The 16,889-nt window shown below is 46.8% G+C and carries 17 protein-coding genes and 1 tRNA gene; 4 read left to right on the forward strand and 14 right to left on the reverse strand.

Annotated elements, in window-relative coordinates; genetic code table 11:
- Together HY807_10035 and HY807_10040 are read left to right on the forward strand one after the other, a co-directional pair.
- Entirely contained in the window at window positions 1–4,065 is a 4,065-nt protein-coding gene (locus HY807_10035) for a hypothetical protein (GenBank protein ID MBI4826739.1), read from the forward strand.
- 89 nt (window positions 4,066–4,154) lie between these two features.
- Window positions 4,155–4,664, forward strand: a complete 510-nt coding sequence (locus HY807_10040) for an OmpH family outer membrane protein (protein ID MBI4826740.1) — start codon at window positions 4,155–4,157, stop codon at window positions 4,662–4,664.
- Window positions 4,665–4,783: 119 nt separating this feature from the next.
- Here HY807_10040 and HY807_10045 read toward each other — a convergent pair.
- Window positions 4,784–4,859, reverse strand: a tRNA-Phe gene (locus HY807_10045).
- A 46-nt stretch (window positions 4,860–4,905) separates the two neighbouring features.
- On the opposite strand from HY807_10045, the gene lnt reads away from it, so the two are divergent.
- Complete coding sequence (gene lnt, locus HY807_10050; protein ID MBI4826741.1) at window positions 4,906–6,471, forward strand: apolipoprotein N-acyltransferase; 1,566 nt, start codon at window positions 4,906–4,908, stop codon at window positions 6,469–6,471.
- Window positions 6,472–6,480: 9 nt separating this feature from the next.
- Window positions 6,481–7,584 (forward strand): peptide chain release factor 2, encoded by a 1,104-nt coding sequence (prfB, locus tag HY807_10055; protein ID MBI4826742.1) that lies wholly within the window; start codon window positions 6,481–6,483, stop codon window positions 7,582–7,584.
- Here the strand turns inward: prfB and HY807_10060 are convergent, their stop codons facing one another.
- The 13 genes from HY807_10060 to ruvB form a co-directional block, all read right to left on the reverse strand.
- Window positions 7,585–7,863, reverse strand: a complete 279-nt coding sequence (locus HY807_10060) for a DUF507 family protein (GenBank protein MBI4826743.1) — start codon at window positions 7,861–7,863, stop codon at window positions 7,585–7,587.
- Window positions 7,860–8,141 carry a DUF507 family protein gene (locus tag HY807_10065; protein MBI4826744.1) on the reverse strand — a complete coding sequence of 94 codons (282 nt, stop codon included), beginning with the start codon at window positions 8,139–8,141 and terminating at the stop codon, window positions 7,860–7,862. The genes HY807_10060 and HY807_10065 overlap by 4 nt, the downstream gene beginning before the upstream one ends.
- 2 nt (window positions 8,142–8,143) lie before the next feature.
- Window positions 8,144–8,395: a 30S ribosomal protein S18 gene (locus HY807_10070; GenBank protein MBI4826745.1), complete on the reverse strand. Its 252-nt coding sequence runs from the start codon at window positions 8,393–8,395 to the stop codon at window positions 8,144–8,146.
- 36 nt (window positions 8,396–8,431) lie between these two features.
- Complete coding sequence (gene ssb, locus HY807_10075; GenBank protein MBI4826746.1) at window positions 8,432–8,821, reverse strand: single-stranded DNA-binding protein; 390 nt, start codon at window positions 8,819–8,821, stop codon at window positions 8,432–8,434.
- Window positions 8,811–9,236, reverse strand: a complete 426-nt coding sequence (gene rpsF, locus HY807_10080; GenBank protein ID MBI4826747.1) for a 30S ribosomal protein S6 — start codon at window positions 9,234–9,236, stop codon at window positions 8,811–8,813. Before rpsF ends, ssb begins: the two co-directional genes overlap by 11 nt.
- Before the next feature lie 147 nt (window positions 9,237–9,383).
- The gene (locus HY807_10085) at window positions 9,384–10,082 is read right to left on the reverse strand and encodes a diacylglycerol kinase (protein MBI4826748.1); all 699 of its coding nucleotides are present in this window, start codon (window positions 10,080–10,082) and stop codon (window positions 9,384–9,386) included.
- A 28-nt stretch (window positions 10,083–10,110) separates the two neighbouring features.
- On the reverse strand, window positions 10,111–10,548 hold the full coding sequence (gene ybeY, locus HY807_10090; GenBank protein MBI4826749.1) for an rRNA maturation RNase YbeY: 438 nt from the start codon (window positions 10,546–10,548) through the stop codon (window positions 10,111–10,113).
- Entirely contained in the window at window positions 10,499–12,031 is a 1,533-nt protein-coding gene (locus tag HY807_10095; protein ID MBI4826750.1) for an HDIG domain-containing protein, read from the reverse strand. Before HY807_10095 ends, ybeY begins: the two co-directional genes overlap by 50 nt.
- Window positions 12,009–12,959 (reverse strand): PhoH family protein, encoded by a 951-nt coding sequence (locus HY807_10100; protein MBI4826751.1) that lies wholly within the window; start codon window positions 12,957–12,959, stop codon window positions 12,009–12,011. Before HY807_10100 ends, HY807_10095 begins: the two co-directional genes overlap by 23 nt.
- Window positions 12,960–13,151: 192 nt before the next feature.
- The gene (gene queA, locus HY807_10105; protein MBI4826752.1) at window positions 13,152–14,180 is read right to left on the reverse strand and encodes a tRNA preQ1(34) S-adenosylmethionine ribosyltransferase-isomerase QueA; all 1,029 of its coding nucleotides are present in this window, start codon (window positions 14,178–14,180) and stop codon (window positions 13,152–13,154) included.
- A 46-nt stretch (window positions 14,181–14,226) separates the two neighbouring features.
- Window positions 14,227–15,210, reverse strand: a complete 984-nt coding sequence (locus HY807_10110) for a SpoIID/LytB domain-containing protein (protein ID MBI4826753.1) — start codon at window positions 15,208–15,210, stop codon at window positions 14,227–14,229.
- A gap of 47 nt (window positions 15,211–15,257) precedes the next feature.
- On the reverse strand, window positions 15,258–15,833 hold the full coding sequence (locus HY807_10115; protein MBI4826754.1) for an epoxyqueuosine reductase QueH: 576 nt from the start codon (window positions 15,831–15,833) through the stop codon (window positions 15,258–15,260).
- On the reverse strand, window positions 15,834–16,850 hold the full coding sequence (gene ruvB / locus HY807_10120) for a Holliday junction branch migration DNA helicase RuvB (GenBank protein ID MBI4826755.1): 1,017 nt from the start codon (window positions 16,848–16,850) through the stop codon (window positions 15,834–15,836).
- Window positions 16,851–16,889 lie beyond the last annotated feature (39 nt).

The raw sequence follows: 16,889 nt of genomic DNA on the forward strand, positions 1-16,889 counted from the left end.
GTGTCGCTCACATCAAGCGGCGGTACCATTGATATGGGAGGCAATATCACTGCTGACAGCCATGTGACAGGTAATGCAGCAAATAACATAGCCATCAGCGCCCCTGTAACCATCACTGCAGACGCTGACCTGACCGGCACAGCAGTAAATGCCGGTAATGTGACACTCAACGCAGATACAGACTCAAGCAGCGCAGGCGACCTGACCATGTACACACTCGCAGGCGTAGGCTCTGGTTCAACAGTGATTGGCGAGCAGATAACTCTGACAGGCTACAATATCTCTTCTGACATAGTGACAGCTCGCGACAGGAACCTTTCTGACAACACTGATGTCATCAATATCACCGCTCAGGACAGCGTAATTCTTAATGACACTGTCTATGTTGTGAGCGGAATCGGTGACATAGACATCGACGCAACACTTGGAAGCATTTCGCAGACAACCGGCGCGTATATCAGAACTGTCTCGGGTGAGTTATTCATTGACTCTGCTACAGGAGCTGGTGATGGCAATTCCCTTGAGACTGAGGTAGCTGAAATAACCGGCAGAAACACCCTCTCAGGCGACATAGATATAAACGAGCTTAACGCTCTCAGAATAGACGGCCTGACGCAGGAGAATGACGGAGACATATTTGTTGACGCAGGTGATAACATACTGGTCAGCAGTGTAGGACTTGGCGGAGTCGGTATAACTACGAGAGGGAATGGTGAAGTTGATATCAATATGACAGGCGCTTTTGACGCCGGCGCAGACACTATCATAATTGATAACACGATCAGCACATTCGGGCCGAGCCCTGACGGCAGTGTAACCATCCTGAACAGTGAGGATGCTCCTGATTCATCAATCGACATTAATGGAGCCATCACGACAGTAGGCGGCCTGGTAAACATTGACACGACAGCAGGCCGCATAGATGTCGATGCCCCGGTTACAACGGGCAACCTCGGCACGATAGACATAATGGCTAATGGCGGAGCAGCAGCCGGTAATACGGTCGGTATTCTTGAGATAAGCGATGCCATAACATCTGTTTTCGGAGACATCACGCTTCAGGCTGATGATAATGTCAATTTTGACAATGTCCTGTCTGATGTGAACTCTATACTCGGCGATGTATTGGTAAGGGCTGACTTTGACAATGACAATAATGGTTCAGGTGGCGTGATCTACATGCTTAACGGCTCGCTGATCAATACTGATCTCGGGACTATCACACTGAACGCCGATGAGCGTGTTACTGTCTCCCAGCTTATAACAAACAATGATACGGATACGGCGGTTGTGGTAACGAGCAAGAACAGGGATATTGTTGACGGCGGTGACAGCGCGGGCGGCACAAACCCGAGGACAGAGGATATTATCGCTCCGAACGGACGCATAGTGCTGGATGCGGTTACAGGCATCGGGTCAACACTCGTACCGCCTGCTGCAACTGCGGCTCTTGAGATCGATGGGGATTCAGTAGATGCTGAGAATCTTACCAATGTGATAATAGCGGCAGGCAATATCGATCTTCTTGAGAGCGGTGATATAGATGTAGTACAGCTCAGAAACGGCGTTGCGAATGATGAGACCGCGACTACAGGCATGATAACGCTCAGGACGATTGACGGCACTATCACACTTCTTGATGATAACGGAATGGGTGACTCTGAGGGTGTCAGCGCCATCGACGGCAATATCGTACTTGATGCAAATGAAACAAACTTAACTGACGACAGGCTGAGCAGGTTGATCATCAACGCTCCGATAAACAATACTGACACCGGCAACATAACGCTTACTGCTGATGATAATGTCGAGTTCGGTCTTGAGGGCGATGTGACGATAGCTGATGTTTACGGGCCTGATACGATTCAGACACTTGCAGGCGACGTGATAGTTGAGGCAGATGATGATGCTGTGGCTGATGACGGCAACGGCGGGGCCATAATAATGTCTGACAACAATGAGACGGATTATCCTGCCGGAGCGGACGCAACTGTCATAGATGCAGGCGAGGGACTTATCAGGATGTCTGCTGACGAAGATATAATCGTCGGCCAGCTGACAACGACTCATAATGTTGCGACAGAGATAGAGGTGGTGCTTGAGAGTATTAACGGCTCCATACTCGACGCAGGCGACAGCGCTAATGGCGCAACAGGTGTATCTGATATAGTGGTCGACGAGCAGTACGGCTCAGTTGCTCTCATTGCAGAGCACGGCATCGGCACTGACGCTAACTCTATCGAAACGACAGTGAGAGAGGCAGCAGCCACAACTGTGGACGGCGACATACATATCCGCGACGTAGATGTAAACGTCATTGACGGCCTCTATGTGGTCGACATGAGCGCATACGCATCAGCCATCACCCCGCTCAAAGGCAGCGGCCAGCCAGACGGTGTGACTATAACAGACGGCATGGTGGATGACAACATAACGATCATAGCGGCCAGCCCGCTCACCATTGATGCGCCGGTCACGAATGACGGCGGCAGCAGCGGCGAACCTTATGAGGTTGGAGCAGGTGATATTACACTTGTTGCAGAGGGCAGGACAGTTGCTGATGACCTGATACTGAATGATGATGTGACTGCAACATGTACAAATGCCGCAAACTGTGATCTTAACGGTTACGGTGACATTACACTCTATGCCGGTGATGACATCTACCAGAATGCAGGTGTGACTGTGATGGCAGCAGGCCCCGGAAACATCAGCTACCATGCCGGTGTTGATTACAATAAGGGCGTGCTTAGGCCGGGCTTTGACAATCTCTTCCCATCACTTGACAGCGACATCGTAATGGCCACATCAGCTGATACGATAAGCGGCACAGGCACGATAACCATGACAGCTACTGACAATGTAGTGCTGGGCAGCGATCTGCTTGGAGGCGTAAGGACCGGCGGAACTGTAAGCATTACAGCTGATGACAACACTGATTACGACCTTGTCCCGGGTAACACTAATGGACTCGCAGACGGAGTAGGCGCAATAAACGCTAACACTCATCCATTTGCTGGAGATTTGGAGATAGCTGCTCCGACTATTATTCTCAACGCTGCTTCAGGCATTGGCGCAGGAAGGCTGCCGGCATTCCCAGATGTTCTCCATATCAATGGGACAACGGTAACCGGCAATGTAACAAGTGTCGATGCTGATATAAATATTGACAATGCTGCTACAACTGATACAGTGGTTTCGCTCACAACAAGCGGTGACGCCGGCACAGGGCTTGGCGATGATGCCTCAAATATCATATACAATCAGACAGGCGGCTTTGAGCTTGACATTGAAGCCGTTACAGACGATGGTGACATCACTATAGACAATGACGGAGACATAATCGCAAGGTATGTGAATGCCTTTGATAATGACGGCCTGGTCAATGACCCATATCATGTAGATGACCAGGAGGGTGATGTATACCTGACAGCTACAAACGGCGGTGATATTACTATCATGGATGTTATCGCTACTGATACAGCCTATCTGTTCGCTTTAACAGGCGACATTGACGGGACAACAGACTTCAGCCAGGTAAGCCATACCGTAACGGACTGGAATGACGGAGAGGGTGTGATAGATGCATACAAGACGGTGATAAGGACAGGAACGATAGGCCTTGAATTCACTCCTGTGCTCAATGTTGAGTTCCTTGATCTTGTGCTTACATCGCCAAGAGATCCCAGCGAGTTGAGGTCAGGCTGGATGCTCAGAGGCTCGAGGTTCGACGACCAGAGGAACATAAGGATTGATTATCCTCTGCCTCAGATTCCGGGCTACCCGACATACCACAATGACCTGATCGCACCGGGTGTAGTAAGGATAGGCAACTGGTACTTTGAGAACCCGACTCTTAACGACCAGACGAATAGAGACCTGAATGAAGCATACTACCTCTACATTAACAACGTAGTAAGCTCATTTGCCGATGAATGGAGCCTGACTGACGAGGCCTGGAAGTACAGAACCTTCCACGAGGAATCCATATCTGTAATGGATATCTCGCTGGTAACGTCTCTTGGGGAGATGGGTTTGTTAGAGAAGGAGAAGGCGAACAAGTAGGGCAATAGCTGAAACAGAGACGGATAGCTGCCCTGGGTGGCTATCCGTCTTTTTATGTAAACCTTAATCTTGAGAAGGAGGATGTATTTGTGAAGAAGATAGTAATTGCTGCAATTGCTGTTGTGCTGTTGTTCTGTGTTAATTCATATGCGGCTGACAAAGTGGGTTTTATTAATGTGCAGAAGATAGTATCTGATTCTGAAATGGGCAAGAAGGCCAATGCCGATATTCAGAAACTGAAGGACACAGAAAATGTCAAGATCAGCAAACGGCGCGCTGAATTTGAAGAACTTAACAAAACATTTAAGGCTGAGAGTCAGAAAGAAGGCGCTGATCAGGCAGAGCTTAAGCTGCTGATCGACAAGATGCAGCTTAAGGAAAAGGAGTTCAAGAGGATTGTTGATGATGCCAAGGAAATGCTTGCAAAGAAGGATAGGGAGCTCGTTATTGATATACTGCTTAAGGCAGACCCGATCCTGAAGGATATAGCCAAAAACAAGGGATATATCATGATATTCAGAGACAGGAACGCGCTTGCATACCTTGATCCTGCAGTAGACATAACGGATGAGGTCATCAAGAAGCTTGATAAAAAATAAATATTATAAACAAGCAGCGGCCTGCATATCTTGAAGGCCGCTGCTTGTTTTTTTATTTATGGAAGGTGGGATATTTTCTGCATTGAAGCCTCTCTGTTAACGTAACTGTAAGTGAAAAATGGTGGGCAGTCGCAGAATCGAACTGCGGACACGAGGCTTTTCAGGCCTCTGCTCTACCGGCTGAGCTAACTGCCCATGAGTAGAAACTATAACTTATACTTTCTTTCCTTGTCAATATTTCATGGATAACAGAACCTCTATTTTCTTCTCTGTAATCGCCGGAGTTCTTCTTGTAGCCGGATTCCCTCCCTTTGACCTGTATCCTTTGACCTGGTTTGCTCTTATCCCGCTTTTTATGGCTCTGAGGGATAAAGGAGCCAGGGCCGCTTTTTACATAGGCAGCCTGACAGGCCTTGTCTTTTTTTCAGGAGCGCTCTACTGGGTATTTCACTCCATATATTATTACAGCAGCATCCCGGCTGTATTAAGCGTGTTTATAGTTCTGCTGTTATGCCTTTTTCTAAGCCTGTACATCGGAATATTTTCCATGATCTTTTCTTTGATATCAGACCGTTCAAGGATGCCGGCTCTTTTCATAGCCCCTGTCCTGTGGGTGACTCTTGAAGTGGTGCGTTCTTATGCCTTTACAGGGTTTCCGTGGCTGCTGCTGGGGTATTCGCAGTATAAGTTTCTCACTATAATCCAGATAGCCGATATTACCGGGATTTACGGAGTCTCTTTCCTTGTAGTTGCGTTTAACGGAGCAGTCTTTGATTTAGCTGTTTCATGGCCCGGGAAGATCCGCAGGATGCCTTTGTTAGGCAAGTCGCATATCACTGCAGGTGTTGCAATATACGGTTTGCTGCTGGCCGTCTCTCTGATATACGGCTTCTGGGAGTTAAATAGATCACAAGATAAAACCAGGACGATAAAGGCCGGTGTTATACAGGGGAATATCGGCCAGGACAGAAAGTGGGATGCAGATTCAATGCAGGAGATAGTTGATATTTATAAACGGCTTTCGCTTGAGGCTGTAACTGAATCTCCTGACCTCATAGTATGGCCAGAGGCTGCGCTGCCGTTTGTGTTCAGTAAGAATTCTCCCTCTTCAAAAGATATGCTTGATTTTCAGAAGGATATCGGCATTCCTTTGCTCACAGGAGGTATCACAGAAAAAGATTCCGAAGCAGGTGAATCAGTGCTCGCTAACAGCGCTATCCTGATATCTTCAGGCGAGGTTGTTTCAGTATATGACAAGATACACCTCGTTCCTTTTGGTGAGTATGTTCCTTTGGCACGCTATCTTCCTTTTATAAAGAAACTGGTTATTGACATAGGGGATTTCAGGCCCGGAGAAACGCATACTGTTATGGAGATGCCGCCGGCAAGAATAGCCGGCCTTATCTGCTATGAGATCATATTCCCGGGCCTTACAAGGAAGTTTGTGAATAAGGGAGCCAACGCCATTGTGGCCATAACGAATGATGCATGGTTTGGGAAAACGCCAGCCCCTTATCAGCATTTCTCCATGGCGGTCTTCAGGGCGGTGGAGAACAGGGTTCCTGTTATCAGGGCTGCAAATACCGGCATCTCAGGTTTCATAGATTCACGAGGCAGGATAATGGGAATGAGCGGCATCTTTGTCCCGGCTGAGATGTCAAAGGAGATTTCTCTCGGGTCCGATGATAAAACTTTCTATACCAAATTTGGTGACCTCTTTGCTTTTTTGTGTATAATTAGTTCAGTGATATTGATCGCAAACTGCCTCTTCCCTGAAAAGAAAGGTAAATATAAGGAAGGTTATTAGAAATGGTTATTGAAGAGCGAACAAGAGAAGACCTTAAAGAAATACAGGCAAGAATCGATACCCTCTGGAGGTATCTTTGAAGTCCCATCACTGAAAGGCCGGCTTGAAGTGCTTCAGAAGGAACTGTCTGCAGAAGGCCTGTGGGATGACCCTTCAAGCGCACAGAAATTACTGAAAGAAAGATCCGGCATCGAAAATGCCCTGCAGCCTCTATTTTCCATCCAGAAAAAATTTGAGGACACATCTGTCCTTATCGAACTTTCCGAAGAAGAGGATGGAGATGTATTTGGCGGTGATATTTCAAGAAACATCAGAGAGCTCAAGGTTCAGCTTGATGACCTTGAACTGAAGAGCGCCTTTTCTGCTCCTGAAGATATTAATAATGCCATAATGACGATCCATCCGGGAGCCGGGGGAACGGAGAGCCAGGACTGGGCTCAGATGCTGATGAGGATGTACATGCGATGGGCTGAGCGCAGGAATTTCAAGGTAAGTATAATCGACATTATCTCCGGTGAAGAGGCAGGTATCAAGAGCGCTACCATCACTGTCGAAGGTGACTATGCCTATGGGTACCTGAAAGGCGAGGCAGGCGTTCACAGGCTTGTAAGGATATCACCTTTTGATGCCAACAAGAGGAGGCATACTTCTTTTGCAGCCATTCTTGTTTACCCTGAGATAAGCGAGGATATAGATGTGGATATTAATGATGACGATATCAGGGTGGACACGTACAGGTCTTCGGGAGCCGGGGGACAGCATGTCAATAAGACAGATTCCGCTGTCAGGCTTACCCATATTCCTACAGGTATTGTTGTATGCTGCCAGAATGAACGTTCCCAGATAAAGAACAGGGCTATGGCCATGAAGATACTCAAGGCTCGTCTGTACACTCTAAAAAAAGAAGAGCATGATAAAAAGATAGAGGACTTTATGGGTGAGAAGAAGGAGATAGCATGGGGAAGCCAGATAAGGTCATACACCCTGCAGCCTTACCAGCTTATAAAGGATCACAGGACAGATATCGAGAGAGGCAATGTTGCTGCTGTGCTTGACGGCGATATTGATGAGTTTATAAAGGGGTATCTTATGAAGGGCAAGACAGGCGCTTGATCAGTTCCTGCCCTTTTTTGACATCTCTTCATCATAGAACTTCTGGTAAAGGACATCCCACTCGGAGGTTCCCTCAAAGACCTTTTTGGAATATGACTGCAGCTTATTATTAACCTTGATATCTATATCTTCAGCCAGCTTCAGCTCTTTTGTAATCACGTTTCTTATTGCGCGCCTGATGGCTCCGTCTTCACTGAGGGTTCTGACGGCGTCTTTATCCTTGAGCCCCTTAAGTATAATGTGTGTCAGGTGGCTTACCTTATCGTCAGAGAGTCTCATAATATGATATTGCGTTCCTTTACGAGTTTCTTTTTTGTCATATCAAAAAGCGTACGGTAGTCAAGGTTCCCTTTTTCTATCTCTGAGTCAAACTTCTTCAATATATCTCTCACTTCGTCGTTTAGAGTGTCCTCAACCATCAGTTCAGCAAGCATAGCTTCGAAGATGATATCCCGCACTGCATTCTCTGAGGTTTTCAGTTCGACAAAGTCTTTATCAAGAAGCTCTTTCAGTATCTCTCTTGATATGACAGTCAGCCAGCCCTTCGGGATCCTCATCTCTAAAACTTCTCAACAAACGGCAGGAGCGCGATGCTTCTTGCCCTTTTGATAGCCTGTGCGAGTTCACGCTGATGTTTTGCGCAGGTGCCGCTCATCCTGGCTGCCATCATTTTGCCCCTTTCAGTAAGGTAATGCCTTAATATCCTGATATCCTTATAATCGATAAAGTCTATCTTGTCAGCACAGAACTTACAGAACCTCTTTCTCTGAAATCTTGGTCTTGATGATCTTGGTTTTGTGGTGGGTCTCAATTTATAACTCCTTTTCTACAGAATTTTTATTTTTATTTAAAATGGTTCAAGGTCAGTGGTTTCGTCATGCTGCATGGCTCTTTCATCGTTCATGCCGCCGGAATCTTTTTTAGAGAGAAAGCGCACCTGCTGGGCAACTACCTCATGCTTGCTTCTCTTCTGGCCGTCCTCAGTCTCCCATCTCTGTTCCTGAAGCCTGCCTTCAACGAGTACGGGATTGCCTTTGCTCAGGTATTTGCCGCAGCTGTCAGCCTGCTTGCCGAATACCACAATATTTATGAAGGTGACTTCTTCCTTCATCTCATCTCCCTGCTTATACTTGCGATTAACAGCGATCCCGAAGTTACATACAGAAGTGCCCTGCGGGGTGTATCTGACCTCAGGGTCTCTTGTAAGATTGCCCATAAGAATTACCTTATTGAACATCTTCGTCTGTCTCCTCAGTTTCTGCGGGTTCGCTTATAACAGCGGTATCGCCAGCAGCCCCGGTATCAGCAACGGGTTCAGCGGCAGCTGGTGTAATAAGAGATTTCATTAGAGCTGCAATATGCTTCTTTTTTTCTATCTTTATTATCATGAACTTGAGGATATTCTCTGAAAGCTTGCATAGCCTTTCAAGCTTTGCCATTGCCGCGGGCGGGGCGTTGAAGACCAGAAGAATATACTCGCCTTTTTCCTGCTTTTTTACTGCGTAGGAGAGTTTTCTTGATCCGAGGTTTGTTGTCTTGAGGATCTCACCGCCGTTTTCTGCGATAAGTCCGGTTACTTTTGCGATCTGTTCTTCTTTGGTTTTCTCGTCAAGGTTGGTGTCGAGAATGAAAAGCTGTTCGTAAAGAGTCATTTATTCCTCCATTTGGGTTTTTTCCGAAATGCGGTGTCCTGCATCATATGCCGGAAATGCAGCCCTTGCCCGTATGGCAAGAGCAAAGAGCCTTCATAAGTGACATATAAGGTATCATATAAAACAACAAAAAATCAATATGCGGTTTCAGGAAAAAAGCCTGAAGAGTGAGAATGTTACAGCGATTCCGACCAGGGCACCTAATATAACCTCCCAGGGTTTGTGTATTCCGGTGGCAATCCTGCTTTGAGCGATGAGAACAGCCATCAGGAATATCAAAAGTGACGGCATAAAACCTTCGGTCATAAATGTTACGGCAGTCCATATGGAAAAGGCTACTGCCGCATGACCGCTCGGCATCCCTCCCTTAAGAGGCATCCCTTTTCCAAGGAATGTCTTAGTCAATACAACAAGTATAAGAACTGCAATAAGTGAGATCACAGCAATACTGTCTCCGGCATGTTTTGCTATAGTTATTCCTTCGCGAAAGGCCTTTTTGAGAGGGGCAAAGAGTATCATATAGCCGATAACAGCCGCACCCAGGGCTGTTATCAGAACAGCTCCGGCAGCAGTATCCTTTATTATTCTTGCCCTTGTATCATATTCCTTAAAGAGAAAGTCAGTGATCGTTTCGAGCGCCGTGTTGAGCATTTCTGTAGATATAACGATTACCGCCAGAACCACCAGCACGGCAAATTCCGTCCAATTCACACCCAGCAGCAAACTGAAGACAAGGAGCAGCAGGGCTGCAATAAGATGGTAGCGCATATGCCGCTGTGTCTTGGCGGCATGCAGTATACCGTTGATTGCGGCATTTGCGCTGTCTACGAATTTTCTTAGAGGCATAGTTTATTAATAAAGCATATTGTAAATTCTATATCTTCTCAAGTGCAGTCTGCACTGCCCGCTCTTTCCTCACCATCTTCTTTGCATCCGGGCCGCCATTTTCATGTTCATATCCGAGCAGGTGCAGTATGCCGTGTATCAGGAGGCGGTATATCTCATCGTAGAGTCCCATGTCAGCTGCGTCAGCCTGGGATTCAGCCCTGTAAATATTAATCACGACATCACCCAGGACATTGTCAGACAAGCCCGGCAACCGGAGTCCGGCTTCAAAAGAGAGAACATCAGTGGCCTTCCGGATGCCCCTGAAAGTTGTGTTCAATTCCTGCATCCTTCGATTGCCTACAAAAAGAATGCTCAGCTCTGCATCCTCCTGTTTAAGAAACGTGAGAATATTACCGGCCTTTGCCGCTATTCTTTTAGTGTCCAGCTTCCGGCGCCGCTGCAGGTTTTTTATCAGTATCTTCATTTTCTATTTCAAAGCCCGGATAATTTATTCTCTTGTGAAACATGCTGCTGAGGATAAAGACGAAATGGGTCTTTATCTCACGGATGTCCTTGAGCGTCAATTCGCATTCATCAAGCTGGCCGTCAATTATCCTGTTATTGACTATGCGGTCGATCAGCGCAGATATCTTTTCCGGTGTAGGTTCAGTCAGGGTTCTTGAAGCAGCCTCTACTGCGTCAGCCATATGGATGAGAGCCGCCACGTTGGTCCTGGGTTTGGGCCCGGGATATCTGAAATCATCCTCTGTGGATGGGGGTAATGTCTTGTCAGCCTCATGCTGTTCCCTGGCCTTCTGCCAGAAATAGGTCTGAATGGAAGTGCCGTGATGCTGCTGTATGATATCTATTATCGCTTTTGGCAGGTTGTATTTCTTTGCCAGTTCAACGCCCTCTTTGACATGGGAGATCAGGACAAGAGCGCTCATGCGCGGGGACATATTCTCGTGCCTGCTGACCAATCCGGTCTGGTTCTCTATAAAGTATTCCGGCATCTTTATCTTTCCGATATCGTGATAATATGCGCTGACCCTTGCCATCAGAGGATTGACCCCGACGGCTTCGGCAGCAGATTCAACAAGGTTTCCCACAACAATGCTGTGATGGTATGTGCTGGGCGCTTCAGCTAAAAGCTCCTGCAAAAGAGGCTGGTTGAGATCCAGCAGCTCAAGCAGGCTGATATCAGTGATGAGTTTAAAGAACTTTTCACCGACAGGCAGCAGTGCAGAGACGAGTATTGCGACTAACATTCCGTTTAAAAACGAGAAGCCTATTATTACCATGGTTTCCGGGCCCGGGAGATGACCGCGATAAAGGATCAATATCATTGATGTGAATACACATACCATGCTTACATAAAGGCCGCCTCTCCATATAGCTGACCGCCTCTTGCATCTGATGACCCCGAACGCGGCCGTGATGCCTGCGGCAAAGTTAAAGATGGGGTAAACAGGGTCATTCAGCCACAGGCCGGCTATGAGGCTTGAAACAATGGTCAGCAGAATGGCGGTATGGATATCGATTAGGAGCGCCGCAAGCATTGAACCTGTCGCAAGCGGTATAACATATATCGGCAGCATGGGGTCAATATTTCCAAGCCACAGGGTGAAGAGCTTGAAGATGAAGTAAAATACTTCTCCTAAAATAAAGTTGGTTGTAAGGAGTATCCCGACGAGGATTATGGTCTTGTAGTCTTTTTCTATGGTTGGAGTATAGCGCTTAAGGTCTTTATAAAATATAATCAGCAGCAGGCCGATGACCAATACTACTCCTGCTGCGGCCTCATGTGATACTTCTGTTGCAGTTCCGGAAATAAATCCACGGCCGAATAATATTGTGGCCCCTATCAAACCTGAAAAAAGCATGAGCAGGGAGAGCCTTATGAAAGATCCTTTGGTTATAAGATGATGCTTATTGATCTCTGCGTTATCTGTTTTCAAACTTTTCATATGCTTTTATTATCTGCTGAACAAGCTTGTGCCTGACAACATCCTTTTCTGAGAAATAAATAAATTTAAGGCCCTCGATATCTTTGAGCATACCCTCTATCTCAATAAGGCCAGAGGTCTTTCCCGGAGGGAGGTCGACCTGTGTCTTGTCCCCTGTGATCACGGTCTTTGAGTTGAACCCGAGCCTTGTAAGATACATCTTCATCTGTTCTGAAGTCGTATTCTGCGCCTCGTCAAGTATTATAAATGAATCATTGAGCGTGCGTCCTCTCATGAACGCGAGCGGAGCTATCTCAATTACGCCGCTTTCTATGAGATGGTGTGCTTTTTCCGCATCCATCATATCATAAAGCGCGTCATACAGGGGCCTCAGATACGGGGTGATCTTTTCGTAAAGGTCGCCCGGAAGAAAGCCGAGTTTCTCTCCGGCTTCGACCGCTGGTCTCGCAAGAATGATCCTGCTGACCTGCTTCTTCATCAGGGCGTTTATCGCCATTGCCATTGCGAGATAGGTCTTGCCTGTGCCTGCCGGGCCTATGCCCAGTACCATGTCATAATGTTTTATGGCTTCGATGTAGCGCATCTGGGTCTCTGACCTTGGAACTATGAACTTGTTTTTTGAGGAGACCGGGATCGCGCTTAAAAAGAAATCCTTGATAGAAGCGGAGGCATTGCCTGAGGAAAGCTCATCAGATGCCTTTAAGAGGAACTGAATATCTCTCGGGTTTATCCTGAAACCGCCGGAGTCTATCAGCAGCAGTTCTTTGATCAGTTTTTTGGCTCTGTTAACAGCCTTTTCCTCACCCTGAAGAAAGATCCTGTTGCCCCTGATAGATGTTTCGATCCCAAGGGTATCTTCTATAACTCTAAGGCTCTTATCAAGCCTTTCATGTGTGGATGAAAGATCCCTTTCTTCGCCGAGATCCAGTTCTAACTTAAACGTAAGCTATCTCCTCTATATATACCTATGCGATATGTATATCTATTTATACTTCTTAGAGCATATAAAAGCAAGATACATTATACATAAATATCTTTATTTATCAAAGAAATAATGAGAGGAGGGGAATCTGCCAAGGTGGGTAATTTATTAATAAATCCAGCGGGTTATCTAATCAGGTCACAATATGATCATAGAGTCCCCGTAGGAGAAGAACCTGTATCCCGCCATTTGGGACTCGGCGTACGCCTTTTTTAAGAGATCCAGTCCGGCAAAGGCAGAGGTCAGCATCATCGGGGTAGACCTCGGCTGGTGAAAATTGGTTATAAGCGAGCCTATGACCTTGAACTTGTATCCGGGATAAATAAAGATCGCAGCTTTGCCTGCCCCTGCTTTAATAATTCCGTCAGCATTTGCAGCAGACTCAAGCGTTCTTGTAACGGTTGTTCCAACGGCGATGATCCTTCGGCCTTCTCTTCTTGCCGTATTTACCGCTTCAGCCGTCTCTTCCGATATCTCATAGAACTCCTCACCCATAACATGGTCTTTGATATTATCTGAAACAACCGGCTTGAAAGTTCCATATCCGACATGCAGTGTGACCGTCTTTATATCCACACCTTTTTCCTTTAAAGAGCAGAGTATTTCATCAGTAAAATGCAGCCCTGCCGTAGGCGCGGCTATGGCCCCTTCTTTCTCGGCATACACGGTCTGGTAACGCTCCAGGTCTGAGCCCTCAGCATCCCGTTTAATATAAAAGGGCAGGGGCGCTGATCCTGTTTTAAATAGATGCGCCTTGATCTCATTCTCTTTTATAATATTGCCGTCATCAACGCTGAACTCAGCCTGCAGAACTCCGTTTGAATTGCGTATCTCAGCTTTTATCCCCCCGTCAATGTGAAGCTTTCCTTTGTTAACTCCCTTAAGGAGCACCTCCCATTTGTTGATTCCTATCTCTCTGACAAGCAGTATCTCAACCTTCTTGCCTGAAGGTTTAATCGCTGTAATGCGGGCCGGGATGACCTTTGTATCATTTAATACAAGGAGGTCGGAGTCATTGATGTATTCAACTATATCGCTGAAAGCCCTGTGCTCCAGAGTCTGTTTTCCCCTGTCAATCACCAGCAGCCTGGATGAGTCCCGGACTGGCAGCGGATATTGGGCGATCTGGCCGGCAGGTATAAAGTAATCATAATCAGAGAGATTCATAATATGCTATATGGCATTCAGTGATAGATCCTGCGGGGATATGTCTTTAATACTGCCGTTTCTCTATGACAGTTCCGGGATAATAATGCGCGAGTATCTCCCTGTAGTCCTTGCCTTCTCTTGCCATCTCAAGCGCGCCCCACTGGCTCAGGCCGACGCCATGGCCCCATCCATTGCCCTCAAAGACCATGCCGTTACTCTCTTTTTTCAATAGAAAACTGGTGCTGGGAAGCTTGTTATATCCCATGAGTTTTCTTAATTCCGTTGCCTTGATCTCGGCGGCCTCATTATTGTCTTTAGCTATGCTAAGCGTCTTTACCCTGCCTGTAGAAGTAAATGAAGATATGGTGATATCTTTTATGCCGTTGATGTTCAGCGCTTTCCCTATATCTTCAAGAGTGAACTTTCTCTCCCAGTTCTCATACGGGGTATTTTTATTGTTGCATTCAACCGGCTTGAGATACGGGTAGCTCGTTCCCCAGACCTCTTCAGGCACCTCTGTCTTTCCGTAACATACAGAATGATACAAAGATTCAATAGGAGCCCCGTTGTAGGTCAATATCTCGCCTCCTGTTTCACTGACAGCGCGGGTGATCAGCGGGTCGTTGTTCTCATCTTTATAGAGCTGACTGAGAACACCGGAGGTCAGGTGAAACTCTTTCTCCCCGTTCGCCAGTTTATGGAAAACAGCATATGTCCTTGATATGACCGCCTGCGCCTTGAGCGCCTCTATCTCCCAATCCCTGCCGGCTTCAGAAGCGACAACTCCCTCAACATACTTTTCGAACGGGATGCTGTTGATGAACTGAAGCCCGTTGTTGTCCTTTTTTATTTCAAAGCTGCCGGTGTAATGCCTGCCGTTTAAAAAGAGCTTGCCGTTCAGGCTCCCGATATCTTTGGCGTCTTTTGAAGGAGCAGGCGTGATGGTGTCTTCATAGATGAGCACCTTGATATTATCTTCAGCCATGGACTGGCCGAAAGATAACAAGAGTATAAAAAGGATAATTATTAAGTAAAATGCGCGTTTCATTTCCTGCCGAAAAATAGAAATAGGATATAAATATTATACTTATTCTCTTAAGCTTTGTGCCTGTTCCTCTGCCTTTCTTTGCTTTCTGCCCTGCTGAATACGCATCCGCAGTATTTCTGCCTGTATAGGCCGAGTTCTTTGGCAGATGCCATGGATTCCCTGAAGAAGGGCCTGAAGTCTTTCAGATAAAAATCTATTCCATGCTTTGCAGATATCTTTTTTCCTGTGGCAGTCAGCTGATCAAAATCCTGATAAGGGCTGATAAGGAGTGTGGTTGAAAAGGCATCGAAACCTTTTTTTGACGCCTCCTCAGCGGTTTTGCCTAATCTAAGCTCATAACATGACCTGCAGCGGCCTGGGCTTTGTGGTATCAATGCAAGGTCTGTGCTTGTAACTCCCAGCATATCAAAATAATCTTCAGGACTGTAATCTTCAAAAAAAAGCATGTCGATATTTCTTTGCGACGCCAGCTTTTTCATTGACTGAAGCCTTGAATCATATTCTTCAAATGGATGAATGTTCGGATTGAACCAGAAACCCGTAAGGCTGTGCCCCTCGGTTTTTAATATCTCAAAAGGGTATATTGCGCAGTTGCCGCAGCATGTGTGGAGAAGGATATTCATTTAAAAGAGCCCGTCCGCCTTCTTCAGCCCGAAGTGTTCATACGCGAGTTTTGTGGCTATCCGGCCTCTCGGGCTTCTGTCTATAAAACCCTGCTGCAGCAGAAAAGGCTCGTAGACATCCTCTATCGTGTTCTTCTCTTCCTGTATCGACGCGGCAAGCGTATCAAGCCCGACAGGCCCGCCGCCGTACTTCTCTATTATCGTAAGAAGCAGCTTTCTGTCCATGAAGTCAAAACCCATTTTATCTACTCCCATAGCCTTGAGAGCCTCTTCCGTAATATTGAGGTCGATGATGCTGTTGTTCTTTACCTGCGCGAAATCTCTGATGCGCCGCAGGAGCCTGTTTGCTATACGGGGTGTGCCTCTTGACCTTATCGCTATCTCTGTAGTCGCGTCATCATCAATATTTGTATGGAGTATTCCTGTTGAGCGTGAGAGTATGCGCTTCAGGTCATCAGGTGAATAGAAATCCAGCCTGTTGATCACACCGAAGCGGTCTCTAAGCGGTGATGTGAGAAGGCCGGTTCTTGTTGTTGCGCCAACCAGAGTGAACTTCGGCAGGTTAAGTTTGACCGTCCTTGCGCTCGGCCCCTGTCCTATGATGATATCGAGCTGGTAATCCTCCATCGCCGGATAAAGCACCTCTTCGGCGATCCTCGGGAGCCTGTGTATCTCATCTATGAAGAGTATATCTTTCTTGCCCAGATTGGTGAGAACCGCGACAAGGTCGCCGGGCCTCTCAAGCACAGGGCCTGATGTGACCTTGATATCTACGCCTAATTCAGAAGCTATGATATGAGCAAGCGTTGTCTTGCCAAGACCCGGAGGGCCGCAGAAGAGGACATGGTCGAGCGCCTCGTCCCTTTGTTTCGCAGCCTGTATAAAGACCTTCAGGTTCTCTTTGATATTATGCTGGCCGACAAACTCGTCAAATGACCTTGGCCGCATGCTCAGCTCAAAGCCGAAGTCCTCTTCTATCGCCTCAGGTGTTATATCTCTTTCAGGAGTATCGCTCATTGTATAAGTTGTTTGTCATTCCGAATCCCTTTAGGGTGA

The organism is Nitrospirota bacterium (assembly GCA_016207885.1).
Lineage (GTDB): Bacteria > Nitrospirota > Thermodesulfovibrionia > UBA6902 > UBA6902 > JACQZG01.

What these genes read in the sequence shown, in the direction of transcription:
- lnt (MBI4826741.1), top strand. Translation starts at nt 4,906, where the DNA reads ATGGATAACAGAACCTCTATTTTCTTCTCTGTAATCGCCGGAGTTCTT.
- HY807_10060 (MBI4826743.1), bottom strand. Translation starts at nt 7,863, where the DNA reads ATGAGACTCTCTGACGATAAGGTAAGCCACCTGACACACATTATACTT.
- HY807_10065 (MBI4826744.1), bottom strand. Translation starts at nt 8,141, where the DNA reads ATGAGGATCCCGAAGGGCTGGCTGACTGTCATATCAAGAGAGATACTG.
- ssb (MBI4826746.1), bottom strand. Translation starts at nt 8,821, where the DNA reads ATGTTCAATAAGGTAATTCTTATGGGCAATCTTACAAGAGACCCTGAG.
- rpsF (MBI4826747.1), bottom strand. Translation starts at nt 9,236, where the DNA reads ATGACTCTTTACGAACAGCTTTTCATTCTCGACACCAACCTTGACGAG.
- HY807_10085 (MBI4826748.1), bottom strand. Translation starts at nt 10,082, where the DNA reads ATGCCTCTAAGAAAATTCGTAGACAGCGCAAATGCCGCAATCAACGGT.
- ybeY (MBI4826749.1), bottom strand. Translation starts at nt 10,548, where the DNA reads ATGAAGATACTGATAAAAAACCTGCAGCGGCGCCGGAAGCTGGACACT.
- HY807_10095 (MBI4826750.1), bottom strand. Translation starts at nt 12,031, where the DNA reads ATGAAAAGTTTGAAAACAGATAACGCAGAGATCAATAAGCATCATCTT.
- queA (MBI4826752.1), bottom strand. Translation starts at nt 14,180, where the DNA reads ATGAATCTCTCTGATTATGATTACTTTATACCTGCCGGCCAGATCGCC.
- HY807_10110 (MBI4826753.1), bottom strand. Translation starts at nt 15,210, where the DNA reads ATGAAACGCGCATTTTACTTAATAATTATCCTTTTTATACTCTTGTTA.
- HY807_10115 (MBI4826754.1), bottom strand. Translation starts at nt 15,833, where the DNA reads ATGAATATCCTTCTCCACACATGCTGCGGCAACTGCGCAATATACCCT.
- ruvB (MBI4826755.1), bottom strand. Translation starts at nt 16,850, where the DNA reads ATGAGCGATACTCCTGAAAGAGATATAACACCTGAGGCGATAGAAGAG.